The organism is Desulfovibrio simplex, assembly GCF_055387835.1.
This window is the reverse complement of sequence record NZ_AP042377.1, coordinates 518,800-535,380: the sequence shown is the minus strand read 5'-3', so window position 1 is coordinate 535,380 and position 16,581 is coordinate 518,800. Positions and strand designations below refer to the sequence as shown.

General features: G+C 59.8%; 13 protein-coding genes. 8 read left to right on the top strand and 5 right to left on the bottom strand.

Annotation, left to right across the window (positions count from 1 at the left end; all coding sequences use genetic code 11):
- Positions 1 to 212: 212 nt before the first annotated feature.
- The 5 genes from ACZ5DH_RS02160 to ACZ5DH_RS02140 all read right to left on the bottom strand — a co-directional run bounded on the left by ACZ5DH_RS02160 (position 213) and on the right by ACZ5DH_RS02140 (position 3,540).
- The gene (locus ACZ5DH_RS02160) at positions 213 to 1,133 is read right to left on the bottom strand and encodes a hypothetical protein (RefSeq protein ID WP_464255522.1); all 921 of its coding nucleotides are present in this window, start codon (positions 1,131 to 1,133) and stop codon (positions 213 to 215) included.
- Between the two features lie 35 nt (positions 1,134 to 1,168).
- Complete coding sequence (locus tag ACZ5DH_RS02155) at positions 1,169 to 1,483, bottom strand: hypothetical protein (RefSeq protein WP_464255521.1); 315 nt, start codon at positions 1,481 to 1,483, stop codon at positions 1,169 to 1,171.
- Between the two features lie 68 nt (positions 1,484 to 1,551).
- Positions 1,552 to 2,145, bottom strand: coding sequence for a DUF4881 domain-containing protein (locus ACZ5DH_RS02150; RefSeq protein WP_464255520.1), 594 nt, complete (start codon positions 2,143 to 2,145; stop codon positions 1,552 to 1,554).
- 13 nt (positions 2,146 to 2,158) lie between these two features.
- Positions 2,159 to 3,223, bottom strand: coding sequence for a sulfite exporter TauE/SafE family protein (locus ACZ5DH_RS02145; protein WP_464255519.1), 1,065 nt, complete (start codon positions 3,221 to 3,223; stop codon positions 2,159 to 2,161).
- Positions 3,224 to 3,234: 11 nt separating this feature from the next.
- Positions 3,235 to 3,540, bottom strand: coding sequence for a DVU0150 family protein (locus ACZ5DH_RS02140; RefSeq protein WP_464255518.1), 306 nt, complete (start codon positions 3,538 to 3,540; stop codon positions 3,235 to 3,237).
- A gap of 244 nt (positions 3,541 to 3,784) precedes the next feature.
- Between ACZ5DH_RS02140 and ACZ5DH_RS02135 the strand changes: the two genes are divergently transcribed.
- From ACZ5DH_RS02135 to ACZ5DH_RS02100, 8 genes are all read left to right on the top strand, one after another.
- Positions 3,785 to 6,688 carry a sigma 54-interacting transcriptional regulator gene (locus ACZ5DH_RS02135; protein ID WP_464255517.1) on the top strand — a complete coding sequence of 968 codons (2,904 nt, stop codon included), beginning with the start codon at positions 3,785 to 3,787 and terminating at the stop codon, positions 6,686 to 6,688.
- 35 nt (positions 6,689 to 6,723) lie between these two features.
- Positions 6,724 to 9,285, top strand: coding sequence for a PEP/pyruvate-binding domain-containing protein (locus ACZ5DH_RS02130; protein WP_464255516.1), 2,562 nt, complete (start codon positions 6,724 to 6,726; stop codon positions 9,283 to 9,285).
- 117 nt (positions 9,286 to 9,402) lie between these two features.
- A complete protein-coding gene (locus tag ACZ5DH_RS02125; RefSeq protein WP_464255515.1) occupies positions 9,403 to 9,609 on the top strand; it encodes a hypothetical protein in 207 nt (68 codons plus the stop codon).
- Positions 9,610 to 9,980: 371 nt separating this feature from the next.
- Complete coding sequence (locus ACZ5DH_RS02120; RefSeq protein ID WP_464255514.1) at positions 9,981 to 11,234, top strand: MFS transporter; 1,254 nt, start codon at positions 9,981 to 9,983, stop codon at positions 11,232 to 11,234.
- A gap of 813 nt (positions 11,235 to 12,047) precedes the next feature.
- Complete coding sequence (locus ACZ5DH_RS02115; RefSeq protein ID WP_464255513.1) at positions 12,048 to 12,674, top strand: rhodanese-like domain-containing protein; 627 nt, start codon at positions 12,048 to 12,050, stop codon at positions 12,672 to 12,674.
- A 117-nt stretch (positions 12,675 to 12,791) separates the two neighbouring features.
- Complete coding sequence (locus ACZ5DH_RS02110) at positions 12,792 to 13,661, top strand: MBL fold metallo-hydrolase (RefSeq protein WP_464255512.1); 870 nt, start codon at positions 12,792 to 12,794, stop codon at positions 13,659 to 13,661.
- A 159-nt stretch (positions 13,662 to 13,820) separates the two neighbouring features.
- On the top strand, positions 13,821 to 14,327 hold the full coding sequence (locus ACZ5DH_RS02105; protein WP_464255511.1) for a DUF1269 domain-containing protein: 507 nt from the start codon (positions 13,821 to 13,823) through the stop codon (positions 14,325 to 14,327).
- A gap of 1,145 nt (positions 14,328 to 15,472) precedes the next feature.
- Positions 15,473 to 16,570 (top strand): NADH:flavin oxidoreductase/NADH oxidase, encoded by a 1,098-nt coding sequence (locus ACZ5DH_RS02100; protein ID WP_464255510.1) that lies wholly within the window; start codon positions 15,473 to 15,475, stop codon positions 16,568 to 16,570.
- Positions 16,571 to 16,581 lie beyond the last annotated feature (11 nt).

Genomic DNA, 16,581 nt, shown 5'->3' with positions numbered 1-16,581 from the left:
AACCCACAAATATTAACGCATGCCCGCACGGGCGGCAAGAGCGGGAAAGGGCAGGTCCCGGGGTTTGCGCCAGCCCCTGCGGGCACACCGCGAAAAATCCGCCCTGACGGCGCTCCATCAGGAACAGCCGGACAAGGGCGGATAATCAGTGGATAAAATAAATGCGGCATGCACAAAGGCGCGTATGTGCATGCCGCGCAACGCCGGTTGGCTCAGCTTGTGGGGGCCGGAGGAGACTGCGAACACGGAGGTCGCAGGCAGACAAGGCAGCCGGGCCGCACGGCGAAAGAAATTTCTTTTGGCGCCGGGCCGGACTCATTGTGCTCCGGGCCGGATTCTTTTTGCGCAGGTTCAGGGTGCGAGATGAAAAGCTGCAACGACCCCTTGGCCGCAGTGCCGGCGCGGGCATGGGCCAGCACCCCGCCTTCGGTGGTGATGACAGCGCAGACAGTACCCTCATACGGCGGGCGTGAGCCGTAAAGGAGGCACCACAAGCGCACGCCGTTCTTTTCTTCCTGCACCCGCACAACTTCGCCGCAGCCCATGCGCACCAGCATGCGGATAAGCCTGCTGCCCTGCCGGTAGACGCCCACGCCAACCAGCATAGCCAGGCCGACAAAGCCCGCCGCCAGCGCAAAAGGATTGACCCCGGTCAGCCGCAGGGCAAAGGACGTGGATTGGGCGCGCATGTCATTGGCATCGGCATGCACCTGCACAGTATAATTTTGAAAGGTGCTGGCGGCAGCGCCCCTGAAGGCCACCCGCATGTGGTATTCACCGGGTTCCGCCTGATTTTCGGCGGTTACCGTGCCGCGCCACATGCCGTTGCCAAACCAGTACCCCGCAAAAAAGCCTTCCAGGTTGAAATTCAGGGGGGCGCTCGCCGGGGTGAAGCTTACCTCGATATCCCGCATCACGGGATTCTTGATTGTCAACGGGCCTGAAAGTGCCGCCATTTTTCCCGGCAGAAGCTCAAGCGCGTTTGCCCCTGACCGCATGAGCCCCTGAAGCCCGTCCACCAGCCCAAGCAGGGCCACAGCCAGCAAAACCGCACAGACCAGCCCCAGCTTGCGCTGGCGCTGGCGGATACCCTGGCAGGTTTCCCAGGTGTTGGCGTCAAGAACTGTCTGCATGGGCAAATCATATCCTCTGCAAGTGGGGGCGGCAATCATGAGCGCTGCACCGTCAAGGAATGCTGCGAAGGCTCGAGCACCCGCCAGCTGACCAGGCTGAGCCCCTTGCGCGGCAGCTCCACCATGCTCTGCCCCTCAGCGGGAAACCGCCGCCGCACCAGCCGCGTCAGCCAGAAGGCTCCGGCCCACAGGGGGACGGTGATGCCGAAAAACCATGCGCAGAATACCAGTTCAGCAGAATTAAAGCTGTGTGACGATTGATACATGGCCGCAAAGACCGCCGCCACCATGAGCGCATTGGCCGTTATACGGATGCCACTGATATACAGGTGCTGCTTGTAGCTGTTCATTCTGCTCTCCAAAGGCTTTTGCCGGGGCGGGCCATAAGCCCGCCCCGGCAGTGTGACGCTGTATACGCTTACTTGCTGAAGATGTTGGTCTTGCTCACGTTCATGATGCGGATGGCCTGATCCTTGGCGCTGGTGCGGAAGGCGATGCGCATCTCGTTGCCGGCCGTCCAGGCATAGACCGGCAGGTCGATTTCGCTGGCGGGCACCTTGAAGGTGATCAGGGCGCTCAGACGGCTGGAGTACACCGTAACTGTCTGCTGTTCCTTGTCCACGACGGGGAACGTCTTGCCAGCCACCTTGGGATGCTTGGGCTGGATGTTCTTTTCCACGTCCACGAACTGCACGGGAATTTCGCGCACGGTCTTGGCATCGTTGTCATAAATGAGCACTGTGTTCTTGGCCAGATCTATCATCAGACGACCGCCCACTACGGGAGTGGGGCCCATTTCGCCGGGGGCTGCGGGCAACTTGTAGGTATGCGCGCCGCCACTGTAATGGGGGTTGAACTGGTCATGGGTAACGTCAACAACGATGGTTATTGTTTTGGCTTCGGGATTGAAGGCCACACAGCGGCCCTGCTCCACTCCGCCTTCAAAGTTGCAGGCGGCAAGAAAGGTGGTCAGTCCAAGAACCATTATAAGCAGCAAACTACGAATCTTCATGGCTGTGTTCCTCCTAGCTGTTCGCTGCCCGCATCTTCTTGGCGGCCAATTCCGCCTTGGCGCCCTGCACCATCTTCACCGCGATGTAGATGGAAATGGCACTCACGAAACCAAGCACTTCAACTGTGGCCAGAGGGCCAAGCAGCCAGCCCCAGGACGGGAATTCAGCCTGAAGGAGCTTGAGCACAACTGACATAAGGCAGCCGAGCACGGCCAGACCAAAGACAAAACGGATGCCGTAACCCTTGACATATTTGGTGGCCACCACGCCTATCTGCGCTCCAACGGCAGCGCCAGCCAGCATGATGAGGGCGGCCAGGAGCTCCACGCGACCCTTGTACGCGTAGGACGCCGTTCCATACAGGCCGGAAATGGCAACTTCAAAGAGGTCCGTGCCCACTGCCAGATGGGTGGGGCAGCCCACAAGATAGACGAGAGCGGGCATACGGATGAGACCGCCGCCGATACCGAGGATACCGGCCAGCCAGCCCGTGAAAAAGCTGACCATGATGGGCAGCCACGCAGAGCAGGTGATGTTGGCATGCTTGTAGTGTACAACGGGAGGAATCCTGATAGCTTGAAGGCGTGAAGCCCAGTCAATACCCACAGCGGTGGCGTCCAGTTCCTTGTGCTGCGCCTTGGCCTCGCGCTCCTTGCGACGGCGCACGGCGGCGTCGTGGAAGACCAGCCAGGCAATGGAGATGAGCAGCACCACGTAAAGCCAGCGCACGACCTTGTCCACCGAACCGATGCGCTCAAGCCACATGACCATCTGCGCGCCGATTTCAACGCCGATGACCGTACCGATGAGCATGGTGATGCCCAGCATGTAGTCGACGTTGCCGAACTTGCCGTGACGCATGGTCGAAATAAGTGATTTACCGGCCATCTGCGCAACGTCAGTGCCGATGGCAAAGGCCATGGGGAAGCCCAGGATGTTCAGACCGGGGGTCACCATCCATGCGCCGCCCAGCCCGAAAAAGCCGCCGATAATACCCACGCCAAACCCAAGAATGATCAGTCCCGGCCAAAAAATGTTCACGCCGGAAATGGGCATCAAAATATACAGCCATTCCATACTGTGCCCCCTTACTTTTCGGCCAGTTCGCGGTGCTTGAGGTCAATGCCGATATGCGTCATGACGATGTCGGCCAACCAGCCCAGAATACATCCCACGATGGGAATGATGAGCATGGTCAGGATGGCGAAAAACAGATGGCTTTCATTGTACATTTCAGCCCACCAGTACAGGATGCCGTCCAGCTTGCGCGTATCGGCCACAATGACCACCGCCGCTTCCTTTCCTCCGCCGGCTGCCAAGGCCATGCCAGGCATGGCGGCAAGCATGAACGCGCAGCCTGCCAGCCACGTCATGAGCTTGCGCATCTTTTTCATAAAACCCTCCACTCAGTTTGCGGTCCCTTTAGACTCTTTTCGGCTGTTCCCACACCGGGCCACACCGACTGTCACGCAGTGAATGTGAAAAAGATAGCAATCCTCGTGCCATTGCATGATATTTGCCGTAATTCTCTGATTTTTTCCTCCGTTTGCACGAAACATCTTGCCAGTTTTTCGCAACTATCCTATAGTCGCCACAAAGATTGCGCTTTTTTGCGCAACCACAAAAGGGGGCTCCCTGATGCGCTTCTACAGAACGCTTCCCGGCGGCAGCACGTTGGACATCACCTCCTTTTTCATGAACCGCAGCCTTGTCAGCCGCATGCTCATACTGGGGCTCCCCCTGCTGGCTGTGGTTCTGCTTCTTATCTTTGTCGCCACCGGCAGCAGCATCGAAAACATCGTCAATCGCGCAATAGCGCGCAACGCGCAGCTTCAGGCCCAGGGCATGAGGCTGGCTCTTGAGCATGCGCTGGCAGAAACACGCAACCAGCTGCTCATTCTGGCCGCCGGATCAATGGATCCGGCGGACATGAAGAACAGGCTGGAGTTCCGCACGAAAGCCGACGGCCTGCATTACCGCGAGGTGGCCTACCTGGGTCTGGCCCCCGAAAGCCGCTACCTTCTGCTCAACCACGAGGGCCAGGTCATCAATGTGCCCATGCAGGTGGCGCTGGACAGCCCCTCAAGCCCGTTTCACAACCTCAGCGGCGATCAGCGGCCCGGGTATGTCAATGTGGGGCAACCCATGGAGGCCGTATACTCCATGGTGCCGGTCAACAATTCCCTTCAGGGCCTGTCTCTTTATGTGCTGCGCTTTTTTACGGCCGTGCATGACAGGGAGGGCAACTTCAAGGGCTACCTCCTGCTGTCCCTTGATATGAAGGACCTGCGGAACATCATCTCGCGCTATTCATCTCCCGAGGCCCCCATAGCGGCGTCAGGCTCCGAAACCCGCGTGCGCAGCCTGTTTTTCGACAGGGACGGCTGGATGCTGTTTCAATCCGAAACGCCCGACGCGACTCTGGCAGGCAAAAGCCTGGCCAACGATTCCGTTCGGGCGGGATTTTGGGGTGATTACGGACGTCCCGGCTTCAGCATGGCTTTTCGCCCAAGTCCGGAACATATCAACTACTGGAGCATGGTTGCCGACGTGCAGGCAGGGCAGGCCAACCAGCTGCCCATGACAGAAAGCAGCACCGTGTGGAGCAACGGCCAGATGCGGGTGGAGCGGGTAAGCTACGTGCCCATAAGCTTTATGCCAGGCTCCGGCGGCGACCCCATTGTGCTCGGCGGCCTGGCCGTTCTGGATACCAGCTTTACGACCACCCGTGCCGGCATGCAGGTCATGGGCATATACGCCGTCAGCTTTCTGGGGGGCATGCTGCTTTTAACGCTGAGCCTGTGGTGGCTGGCGCGCCAGATGAGCAAATCGCTCAACACTCTGGGGTGGACGCTGCACAAGCGCAACGTCACGGGTGGATCCGACGACCTTGACCTGCCGCCCCTGCCGAGGGAACTGGAAGGCGTAAAGGCGGACATCAACACCCTGCTGGGACGCCTGCGCCAGGCCAGGATACAGCGCCTCAGCCACGAGGCCCTGCAGGACGCCCAATGGCAGCGCGAACCCGCGCCCGACCTGCCCCACCCCGAAGACTTGCCCGCCAGCGGTCTTGTGGGAACATCACCCGCCATGCAGATCCTGTATGATCAGGTGCGCAAGGCCTCTCAGGTTCTGGCCGACGTGCTTGTCATCGGCGAAACCGGCACAGGAAAGGAACTGGTGTCTGAAGCCATACACCGGCTGAGCTCGCGGGCCTCCGGCCCGTTCATCACCATCAACTGCGGCGCGCTGGATGAAAACCTGCTCATGGACACCCTGTTCGGCCATGTGAAAGGCGCCTTTACCGAGGCCAGGCAAGCCAGAAAAGGCGCGTTTCTGGCGGCGGAAGGCGGCACCCTCATGCTGGACGAAGTGGGCAACGCCGCGCCCAAGGTGCAGCAGGCCCTGCTCCGCGCGCTGTCCACCCGGCGCATCCGCCCTCTCGGCAGCGATCAGGAGGTTCCCTTTGACACGCGCATCATCGCCGCCACCAACGCTTCCCTGCTTGAAGACGCGCGCGAGGGCGTCTTCCGCGAAGACCTGTATTATCGCCTTGCCGTCATTACCATCCACACGCCTCCCCTGCGGGAGAGAAAGAGCGACATTCCCTCGTTGACCGTGTATTTTCTGACAGAAGCCGTGAAGGCCAGGGCCAGGGCGGAAGAGGTGGAAACGGCAAACGACGCCGACGCCGAAAACAACGACTCTTTGCCCACGACGCCTTCCCGTACGGCCAAGGGGGCGAGGATGCCCCAAGCGGCGCAGATGCCGCAAATAAGCCGGGGCGCGCTGGCCAAACTCATGGCCTACTCCTGGCCCGGCAATGTGCGCGAACTGAAAAATACGCTTACCCGCGCCCTGACGTTCTGCGAAGAAAACATCCTCTATGCCGAAAATATCCAGCTGGGGCCAATAACCATGCCCAATGGCGGCAACACCGCCGGCACCGCCGAAAATCAGGCAGCCCAGGTGGCCGACCCGCAGTTGCAGGGCGCGCATGACGGCCTGCAAGGCCGGGCTGGCGCTGACGAGGGGGGCAAAGCCGCCGCAAACAAGGGAGCCCCGCAGTCCTCCAGTGGGGCAGCCGCCATGCCCTCTGCGGATTCCGGCGAAAAACAGACTTCTGGTCAGAATTTTTCTTCCACGTCCGGCTCCGCTTCGCCCACATCGGGCTTCACCGCGTCTTCCAGTCCTCCACGCCAGACGCCGTTGTACGCCCCCGGCTTTGAACGCGCTGCCGGGCAGGAATCCGCGTTTGCATCGGCTTCGGCCATCAACGCGAACACCGCTGATGCCGCAGGCGGCACGTCAAACACGGCCATGGCCCGCCTCAATTCCCGCCAGACGGAGATGTGGCCGCGTCTTGTGGCCATGGGCAGCATAAGCCGCCAGGAATATCAGCAGATGCTGGGCAAGGACATTTCCATGCGCACGGCGCAGTACGATCTGCAACTCTTTGTGCAGATGGGCCTTGTGCGCAAGGAAGGCCGTGGCCCGGCCCAACGCTATGTGGTTGTGGGCGGATCTCTTTCCGAAGGCTGATACAACGCCTCAAACAGCATACCAAGGGTGTTTTCGTGGTCAGCAAGCTGAAAAAACTTTTTGGCCGCAAGCCGCGCATCACGCGCGAGCAGGCCATGGTCGCCTTTCATCGGCGGTATGCCTCATTCAAGGATCTTTTGCAGGCCAATGCTGACCTTGCGGGTATTCTGGCCGGCCTTAACGCCACCCAGCAGGGCGAGCGCCATATGGAAACCAGCCAGGTGCGCAAGGAGGCCCGCCGGGCCATCTTTCGCTGCGACCGCATGACGTCCGCGCTCAATGACATTTCCAGTCAGCGGCACCAGGATTTGCATGACGCCTTGCAAAACATTGCCAGGCGCATTGAAAAAGAGCTGGATCAGCGCGCCAGCGGTGACGTGCCCACCCTGATCCTTGATCTCACTGAAATAGACGCCAGCATGGCCTACAGCGTGGGCGGCAAAAACGCCAACCTGGGCGAACTGCGCAACATGCTGGATATGCCGGTGCCGCGCGGATTCGCCATCACCATCAGGGCCGGGAGCATTTTTCTTTTGCGCACTCCCGGGCTTTTCAAAAGCATCTATTCCCTGCTGCGCTCCTTGGACCCGGAAAAACCCGACAGCGTCAACGCCATTGCCCGTCAGGTGGAACAGATCATTTGTGAAGCGCCTGTGCCGCAGGAGGTTGAGGAAGCCCTGCTCAAGGCCTGGGACATGGCCTACGGCGATTCCCCACAGACAGTGGCGGCCCTGCGCTCCAGCGCCATAGCCGAAGACGGGGTGCAATCCTTTGCCGGGCAATACCGCAGTCTGCTCGGCGTTACCCGCAATGACCTGATACCCGCCTTCAAGTCTGTGGTGGCCAGCCTGTATTCTCCCCGAGCCCTGGCCTATCGCGCCGAACACGGCTATGCCCTGGACGCCACGGGCATGGGCCTGTGCTGTCTGGAGATGGTGCGCTCCCGCGCCGCCGGAGTGGCTTTTTCGCGCCACCCCGTTGACCTGCGCTCCAACAGCATTGTCATCAACGGCCTGTGGGGATTGGGCGAAATGGTGGTGGACGGCTCCGGCACGCCCGACCAATGGCTTGTATCGCGGGCCACAGGCAAGATCACCAAGGCCACCATCGCGCACAAGGCCGTGCGCCTGCGCCTGACGCGGACAGAAACCGGGGTGGAAAGCGAGCTGACGCCTGTGCCGGAAGACCTGCAGGACGTGCCTTGCCTCAGCGACGACCAGGTGCGCCAGCTTGCGAACATGGTTATGGAACTGGAACGGCATTACCAGTATCCGCAGGATATGGAATGGGCCGTGGACGAAGACGACCAGATTGTGCTGCTGCAAACGCGCCCCATGGGGCTCGACAGCATGGCGGAAGAAAAGGCGGCTCCCATTTTGGGGCATCTGCGGCCCCTGCTTTCCGGAGCGGATGTGGCGGCCAGGGGCGTGGGCTGCGGCCCCGTGGTATTTGTGGGCGACGGCGAGGACATTACGCATTTTCCTGAAGGCGCCGTGATGCTTATGGACCACTCCTCGCCCAGCGCCATGTCGGTCATGCGCCGGGCCTCGGCCATTATTGCCCAGACAGGCAGCCTCACGGGGCATATGGCGTCCATATGCCGCGAATTCGGCGTGCCCACGCTCATGAACATACCCGGCGTCACGGGCGTGCTTGCCGCTGGCCAGGTCGTAACGGTTGACGCCCTCACGGGCAGAATATTTGATGGTGAAGTGCCTGAGCTGCTGGCCCTGCGGCTCACCCGCCCCCAGGCCAGGGCCGACAGCCCCGCCCTTATGCTGCTGCGCCGCATTACTCCCTATATCCTGCCCCTGCACCTGGTGGACCCCAGGGCCGACACCTTTACCCCAAAGCATTGCACCTCGCTGCACGACATCATGCGCTATGCGCATGAAATGAGCTATTCCGAGATGTTCAAGATATCCGACAGCGTCACCGACAACAGCGCGGGGGTGGCCAGCGCGCTTGTCAGCTCCATTCCGCTGGACCTGTACATCATCGACCTTGGCGGCGGACTGCGTAATCCCGAATCGCGCCGCGTATGCCCTGACGACGTGACCAGCGTGCCCTTCAGGCATGTTCTTGACGGCATGCTCAACCCCGCCGTGCAGGCGCGTGGTCCCCGCCCCATAAACATGCGGGGCTTTTTGTCCGTTATGGGGCAAAGCGTTATCGGCGGCAACCAGGAAGGCTGCTCGCGCTTTGGCCAGCGCAGTTACGCCATTGTTTCCGACCGCTATTTGAATTTTTCATCTCGCGTGGGCTACCACTACGCCATTCTGGACACATGGTGCGGCGACTCCCTGAGCAAAAACTACATACGCTTCGAGTTTGCGGGCGGTGCCGCCAGCGATGAACAAAGAGTGCGCAGGGTTCGCTGTATAGGCCTGATACTCAAAGAACTCGGCTTTACCGTTGAGCTGACGGGTGATAGGATACGCGCGCGCTACCAGAAGTATCCAAAGCCCGAACTGTGCACCCGGCTGGATCAGTTGGGGCGTTTGCTTATCATGACTCGCCAGATGGACATGTTGATGGTGGATGAGGCGGCCGTTGCCGCCTGTGCCGACAAATTTCTCAGGGGCGAGTATCATTAGAGCATTGTAACTTTGAAAAAAGGTTACATGCCCTGACGCCGCACGAGAGTGCAGCGCGCCGCGATGTGGCGTGGATGCTGCCGAGCTTCAGCCGTTGCGGCGCAGGCTTCAAGCGTTGTGACGCAGGAAACGACGCTTGAAGACAGCATGCGTAACGACACGGTTTGTCCCTTACAATCGCTGTCGCCATCCGTAGCGATGCTGTCCTGCCCCGTAAGACGGTTCCGTCAGTGGTTCAGGCAAGCCCTGCGGGCGCGTCAGCCGTTGCAGCATCAGCGGCTTACGGATAACGACAGCGACTCTTTGGGTAAGATTTTTGCGTAACTCATTGCCGTCTTCATCCGTAGCTTCGCGGCAGTCGTTGGCGAGTCTGCGAGCCTTACGAATGGCGACAGCGATTGTATGGAGTGAACTGTGTAGTCACTCAGGCTGTCTTTATCCGTAGCTTCCTGCGTCGCAACGGCTAAAGCAACGGTTGCCGCAACGACAGCAATTGGTTAATTGAACGAGCAGCCTGCTGATGGCTGTCGCTATTTGTAAGCGGCAAAGACCCGCTAACGGCTACCGCAAATCGCATCTTTCTGCAGAATGACACATTGAAATGTGAAGCATTTCAGTCTGGCCGCAGCTTCACCCGAAGCAGCCGCTGGCAGCCCGCGGCTGCGGCGGTCGCGGCGTAAACCCGTTGAGGCCCCATGCCGTCCGTTGCCGCTTCACCTCTGCCGCCTGTGAGCCCCCCGGCATCTCCAGAGCCGCCGCAAACGCTTTTGAGCCGTGATTTTATTCTGCTGTTTTGCATGACCATGTTCTGCAACAGCTTTATCGCCGTTTTCTACTGCTTTGAGCAGTGGCTTGAGACAATGACCATCAGCCCCAACTGGCGCGGTGTGCTGTTGTCGTCAATGTTCGCCATGGTATTGCTGTTCCGCCCGCTGGCCAGCGTTTTTCTGCTGCGGCGGGGCAAGCTCATGGCCATGACCCTTTCCATCATCGTCTCAAGCTGCGTCATGCTGGGATACGCGCATGTAGGCGGCCCGCACGTCATCGGCCTGATCTGGATATTGCGCATTGTGCAGGGCATTGCCCTGGCTGTTTTTTCAAGCTGCACCGTGGCCGTGCTGGTGAGTTGCATCCCCAGGGGGCAAAGCGCCCGAGGCTTCGCCATCTTTTCTCTCACCATGCTGCTGCCCTACTCCATCATACCCGCCGCGGCGGAACCGATATTGCCCCTCCTGGGCGGCGAGTCGGGCCTTTTTGCCGTTTCCGCGCTGCTGGGCCTGCCTTCGCTGCTCATGCTCATTCCCCTGGCTCCCCGACTGAAAACGCCCGAAATGCCCCCCGGGGACGGCGGCGGCGTTTCGCGCCAGGCCCTGTGGCAATCTGTGAGTCATTCCGGGCTGTTCTTCGTCTATATGGCCTGCCTGAGCTTCAGCATCATGACCATACTGGCCATATTTTTCATCAAGGGGCTGTGTTCGGTCACGGGCGCGCACCCAGCATGGTTCTTTTCCGTCTATACCCTCACCATCATCCTGGTGCGTCTCGCGGGCAGCAACAGGCTGGACGCGCTGCCCCGCTACAGGGTGACGCTCCTGTGCAGCCTTGTACTGGCGTTCTGCATGCTGGGGCTGGCCTGGGGGCCACTGTGGGCCTTTGTGCCCCTCACATGCCTGTACGGCCTTGGCCTCGGACTGCTCTACCCGCTGCTGGCCGCCGCCGTGTATGACCGTTCCACTCCATCCACGCGCTCCATCAACTCCAACGTGATGATGGCGACGTTTGACGCCAGCGGCATGCTGGCCCCGCTCATTGGCGGCATGGTGGTCAACGCGGGCTTTGGCTACAGGGGCGTGTTCACGGCCACCGCCTTTTCCGTATTTTTATGCGGCTGCTGCATGCTGGCCGACAGGCTGCGCATGTCCAAGCGTGAACGCAAACAGGCCAAGTAGCATCGCTTGGGGACGCGCATTCACGAAAACTGTACGGCACATGCCCGCGCAAGCCGCCAGCAGTGCTGACCTTACGACAACGCTGACGTTGCGGCAGGCATTGCGACAGTCGTCGCGCTGTCGGTGGGGGGCTTGCGGACCCCACGGACGACGTCAGCGGCGTCATGAAGCAATCCTCGGCGTTACGCACGCTGTCTCTTTCTGTACCGCCGACGGCGCCATGCCTGAAGCCTGCACACATATGGGCCACCATGGCTGAAGCTTCTGTAGTGCTCCGCGTTACTACGACCCGAACCTCCGGAGCTTGCGCGGCTTCCTGATAGCCGCACCGCGCCGGACAAGCATCCACGGCACCCTGATCCCCGAAGCGCGTCGCGTGGCATCCGTAACGCCGAGTCCTGCCTCTCCGCGCCAAAAATTCAGTCCGGCTTACGTGCTAGGACTGCGACCGCCCGCACGACCCCGCGCACTCGCAGCTTATGCCGCGACGCCTACACGGCGGCTGAGCCGGCCCGCGCAATGCAGAAGCCGGACGTCTCTTCGCGCACTCGCGAGCGTGTTCAAAGCGGTATCGCTTCAAATCATACTTTACAACTCAATATTGCAATTTATTTTTTACAAAACAGGCCAATCATACCGTCACTGCTGTACGCCATTTTCTTCACATGAAGAACAATCCGTGCCGCTGTTGCAATCCCGTGCAAACTATATCACTATATTTATGGAAGGATACTGCCTCGGACAACCTTTCTGCTTTATCCCGAACTCCATTCACGCCACATACATCCCGGCATAGCCGCCAAAGGAGATGATATGTCCACTGTTCAAAGCATCACCGCAAAAGAGCTGCAAAGTATGGATTTACGACAGGCGCTCATTGTGGATGTGCGCACGCCAATGGAATATGCTGAAAAGCGCCTGGCCATACCAACGGCCCTTGCGCCGCTGCTGGACCTGGTCCCGCGCGATACGGCCCTGCGCAACGGCGTGCTTGCCGATACGCCCATCCTCGTATTGTGCAATACCGGCTCGCGAGCCAAAACCGGCGCCGCCAAGTTCGCCGAAGCGGGCTTCAGCAATGTCAGCATTATCGAGGGCGGCCTGAGCGCCTGCCTGGAAGAAGGATTCGCCACCGTGGGCGCGGCCCCTTCCAGACCCGGCGACGCTGTTCCCTCGCTGGAAAAGCAGGTGCGCCTCGCGGCGGGGCTCCTTATTCTGCTCTTCATGCTGCTGGGCTTCTTTGTCCACCCGGCCTTCTATCTTGGCGCGCTGTTTGTCGGCTCAGGACTGACCGTTTCGGGCCTCACCAACTGGTGCGGCATGGCCATGCTGCTCATGTACGCGCCGTGGAACCGGCAGGGGGCTTCGTGCTCCAGTGGCGGGGCATGCCCCATCGGCGGAGGCAAGGGCGGCAAAAGCCCCGGTGCAAGCTGCCAGTAGGCGCGGAGCCGACGCCCTTTCTCCGGCAGTTGGCAGACCGGCATAGAGCCCCTGCCTGCAAGGTCACTCAAACGTTCCCGTTCCGGCAAAGTACCGCCGATGTCCAAGGAGTTTACCATGGCTGCACCCAATGTGCGCGGATTCTTTGATCCCGTTACCGCTACCTGGACCTACGTGGTCTGGTCCGATACAGATACCCAGAAACGTTGCGCCGTCATTGACAGCGTTCTTGATTACGACATGCCCTCAAGCCGCACGACCACTACCTCCGCTGATGCCGTCATCACCTTTGTGCGGCAGAAACAGTTGCAGGTTGAGTGGATTCTTGAAACCCACATCCACGCCGACCACATCACCGCCGCCAGCTATATCAAAGAAAAACTGGGCGGAAAAATTGCCATCAGCAAGCATATTCTGGACATTATCAGCACCTGGGTTCCCATTTTTCAGACGGCCGACGACACCCCCGCCGATGGTTCGGACTTTGATCATCTGTTTGACAATGATGAAGAATTCACCATCGCCGACCTCAAGGCCAGAATCATCCATACCCCCGGGCACACCCCGGCGGACACGACCTACATTATCGAAGACACCGCCTTTGTGGGCGACACCATCTTTTTGCCGGACGTCGGTTCGGGTCGTTGCGACTTCCCTGGCGGCAGCGCCGAGGACTCCTACGATTCGTCGCGCAAGCTCTTTGCCCTGCCCGACCATTATCGCATCTATGTCGGACATGACTATCCGCCTGAAGGCACGCGCGGCCCCGAGTGCATGACCACCGTCGGCGAGCAGAAGTCAAAAAACACCAGGTTGCATACCGGCATTGATAAAAACAGCTTCGTCGCGCAACGCAAGGCCGACGACACCGACAAGGATGTGCCCGCCCTGCTGCTGCCTTCCATCCAGGCCAATATGCGCACCGGCAGATTTGGCGCTGCGGTCAACGGCATCCAGTACGTGAAGCTGCCCGTAAACAAGCTGTAGCCCAAGGACGGCCCAGGTTCACCCAACGCGCCCTCTGCCCGCTTACGGTTGCCTTACCGCACGGGCAGGGCTATACTACTAACCATAATCATTAATTACCGTAATGATAGCATACAGCCGCGCCTTTTTCGCGGCGACTTTGACAACCAAGGAGCATCCATGCGTACACTTATTGCTGTAGCCTATCCCAACGAAACCCAGGCCAGTGAAGAGCGCGTCAAGTTTTTAAAAATGCAGAAATCCTACCTTGTGGACCTTGAAGACGCAGTGGTAGTTACCCGCAAACAGGACGGCAAGGTCAAGCTGCATCAGCTTTTCAACCTCACGGCCACCGGCGCTTTGAGCGGCGGCTTCTGGGGGGCCCTCATCGGCCTGATCTTTCTGAATCCCCTGCTTGGCCTGGTGGTGGGCGCGGGCGCGGGCGCTGTGGGCGGCGCGCTGAGCGATGTGGGCATCAACGATGATTTCATGAAGCAGCTTGGCGAAAAGCTCAAGCCGGGTTCTTCGGCACTGTTTGTGCTGGTGGATTCTGAAATTACCGACAAGGTGCTGGCTGAACTGCGCGGCTCCGGCGGCGAAATCATCCAGTCCTCACTGTCGCATGAAGATGAAAGCCGCCTTCAGGCTGCGCTCAGCGCCGCCAAAGATGCTGCCAATAACGGCTAGATGTAATGACAACTTGAAATGCTTTGTGGGGGAGGGACCTTTTTGCAAAAGGGTCTCCTCCTCCACGCCCCCACCCCCCTAGAGCAGATTAACTTTGAACTGCTTCACATTTCAAAGTTTTCATTCAGCCGAAAAATGTGATTTGCGGTAGCATTCACGCCACGTTGTGGCGCGCTGCACTCTCGTGTCGCGTTGGAGCATGTAACTTTTTTCAAAAAGTAAAATGCTCCAGAACAAGGCAACTTCGGCAATTCATAGCCGCAAAATCCAAAGACGCCCGCCCGATATTTGACTGCACAGCTACTGTGCATGCGTTGGCGAGCGCCAGTACACCCCCGCCGGGGCAATCTCCGCGTGAAATTCCCGTGGTGGACGTTTCGCACTGCGCAAGCAAAGACTATTGCCAGCTTTGGGGCAGTGCTCTTCCAACATCGCCTTTTGTCTGAGAATACAAAAACGGCCCTGTTCACGGGCGAAAGCGCCGATCGCCTGACCACAATGCACGAAATCGCCTGGGAGCGTTGACAGCCTGAAGGGATGGCGCGTCAAAAGACACCGCGTTGAGATCCCCGCGGATTTACTGCCCGCATTACCGGATGGAGTGCAAGGAGGCCAAAATGGCTGCGGGGGAAGAAGGCGCGCCCCTTCTTCCCCCGTTTCTGCGACGGCCCCCAAGTGCTGCTTAACGCAAGCCTCCGTTGGCGCCTTGCGGGCGCATGGCGTCCGCAGCCGCATATCTGTTTATGACAACAAGCCGCATGATGCTGAAAAACCGCCGTATGGCGGATACCTTTGCAGTGTTTTGCGGGCTTGACATAATCGCAGGTAATTTCCAGCTTTATATCACCATTACAAACAAGGTGCAAAAGAAATCCCAGGCCGTCCCTGAAACCTGTCGCGCTTAAAGCGCCCTGACAATGGCGCAATCAGGCCCAGCAGCGACGCAACACTGTGTACATACAGCAAAAAGCCGCGCCTCACTGGCAATCAGGCGTGGCACTTGCCCTGGGCAGGACCAGAGCGCATAATGAAACAACATTGACCCGCAACAGCGGGCGCTGAGCCTGTTTACCCTGGCTGCACCAGACACGGAAGAGCCAGGGGCAACGAATTTACGGCCCCGTGGCCGTGAGGCAGGAGTTTGCATGAATACACTTTTCTCTCCCATCACACTTGGCGGGCTGAAGCTTGCCAACCGTATCGTTATTCCGCCCATGGACCAGTATTCCGCGGACGAAGGACGCCCGACGCAGTGGCACCATATGCACTACGGGCATTTGGCCGTTTCGGGCGCAGGACTGCTGATTGTCGAAGCTACCGCCGTTGAGCCGGAGGGCAGAATTTCTCAGGCTGACCTTGGCCTGTGGAACGACGAGCAGGAAGAACTGCACCGCCGCATGCTGGACTTTGTCGGCACGTTTTCCTCCATACCCGTGGCCCTCCAGATAGGACACGCAGGCCGCAAGGGCTCCACAGGCCGCCCATGGGAAGGACGCGGCCCCCTTGCCCCGCAGGATGGCGGCTGGCCAGTGTATGCGCCTTCCGCGCTGCCCTTTGACGCGGCCTCGCCAACGCCCCTGGCGCTCACCGAGGCCGACATCAATCGCCTGCTGGAGGCCTTCGTGGCAACCGCGCAGCGCGCTGTTCGCGCGGGTTACAAGGCCATTGAGCTGCATGCGGCCCACGGCTATCTGCTGCACGAGTTTCTCTCGCCCCTGTCCAACAAGCGGAACGATGCCTACGGCGGCAGTCTGGAAAACAGAATGCGCTTCCCCCTGCGTGTTTTCGCGGCTATGCGTAAGGCCCTGCCCGCCAGCGTTCCAGTAGGCGTGCGCGTTTCAGGCTCGGACTTTGTCCCCGGCGGATGGGATGTGGCGGAGTGCGCCATCCTGGCGCAGGAAATCGAAAAGGCCGGGGCTGCCTACATTCACGTGTCCGGCGGCGGACTTTCGCCTGATCAGCAGATCAGCCTGGCTCCCGGCTATCAGGTCGGCTTTGCCCACACCGTCAAGCAGGCGGTCACAAGCCTGCCCGTCATTGCCGTCGGGCTCATTACCGAGCCTGAACTGGCTGCGGGCATTATTGTCAGCGGTCAGGCCGACATGGTGGCCATCGGCCGCGCCATGCTGTACGACCCGCGCTGGCCCTGGCACGCGGCGGCAGCCCTTGGCGCGTCCATTACCGATGCCCCCTCGCAGTACTTACGCTGCCAGCCGCACAAACTGAAGACCCTGTTTGTGTAGTTATTTTGTTT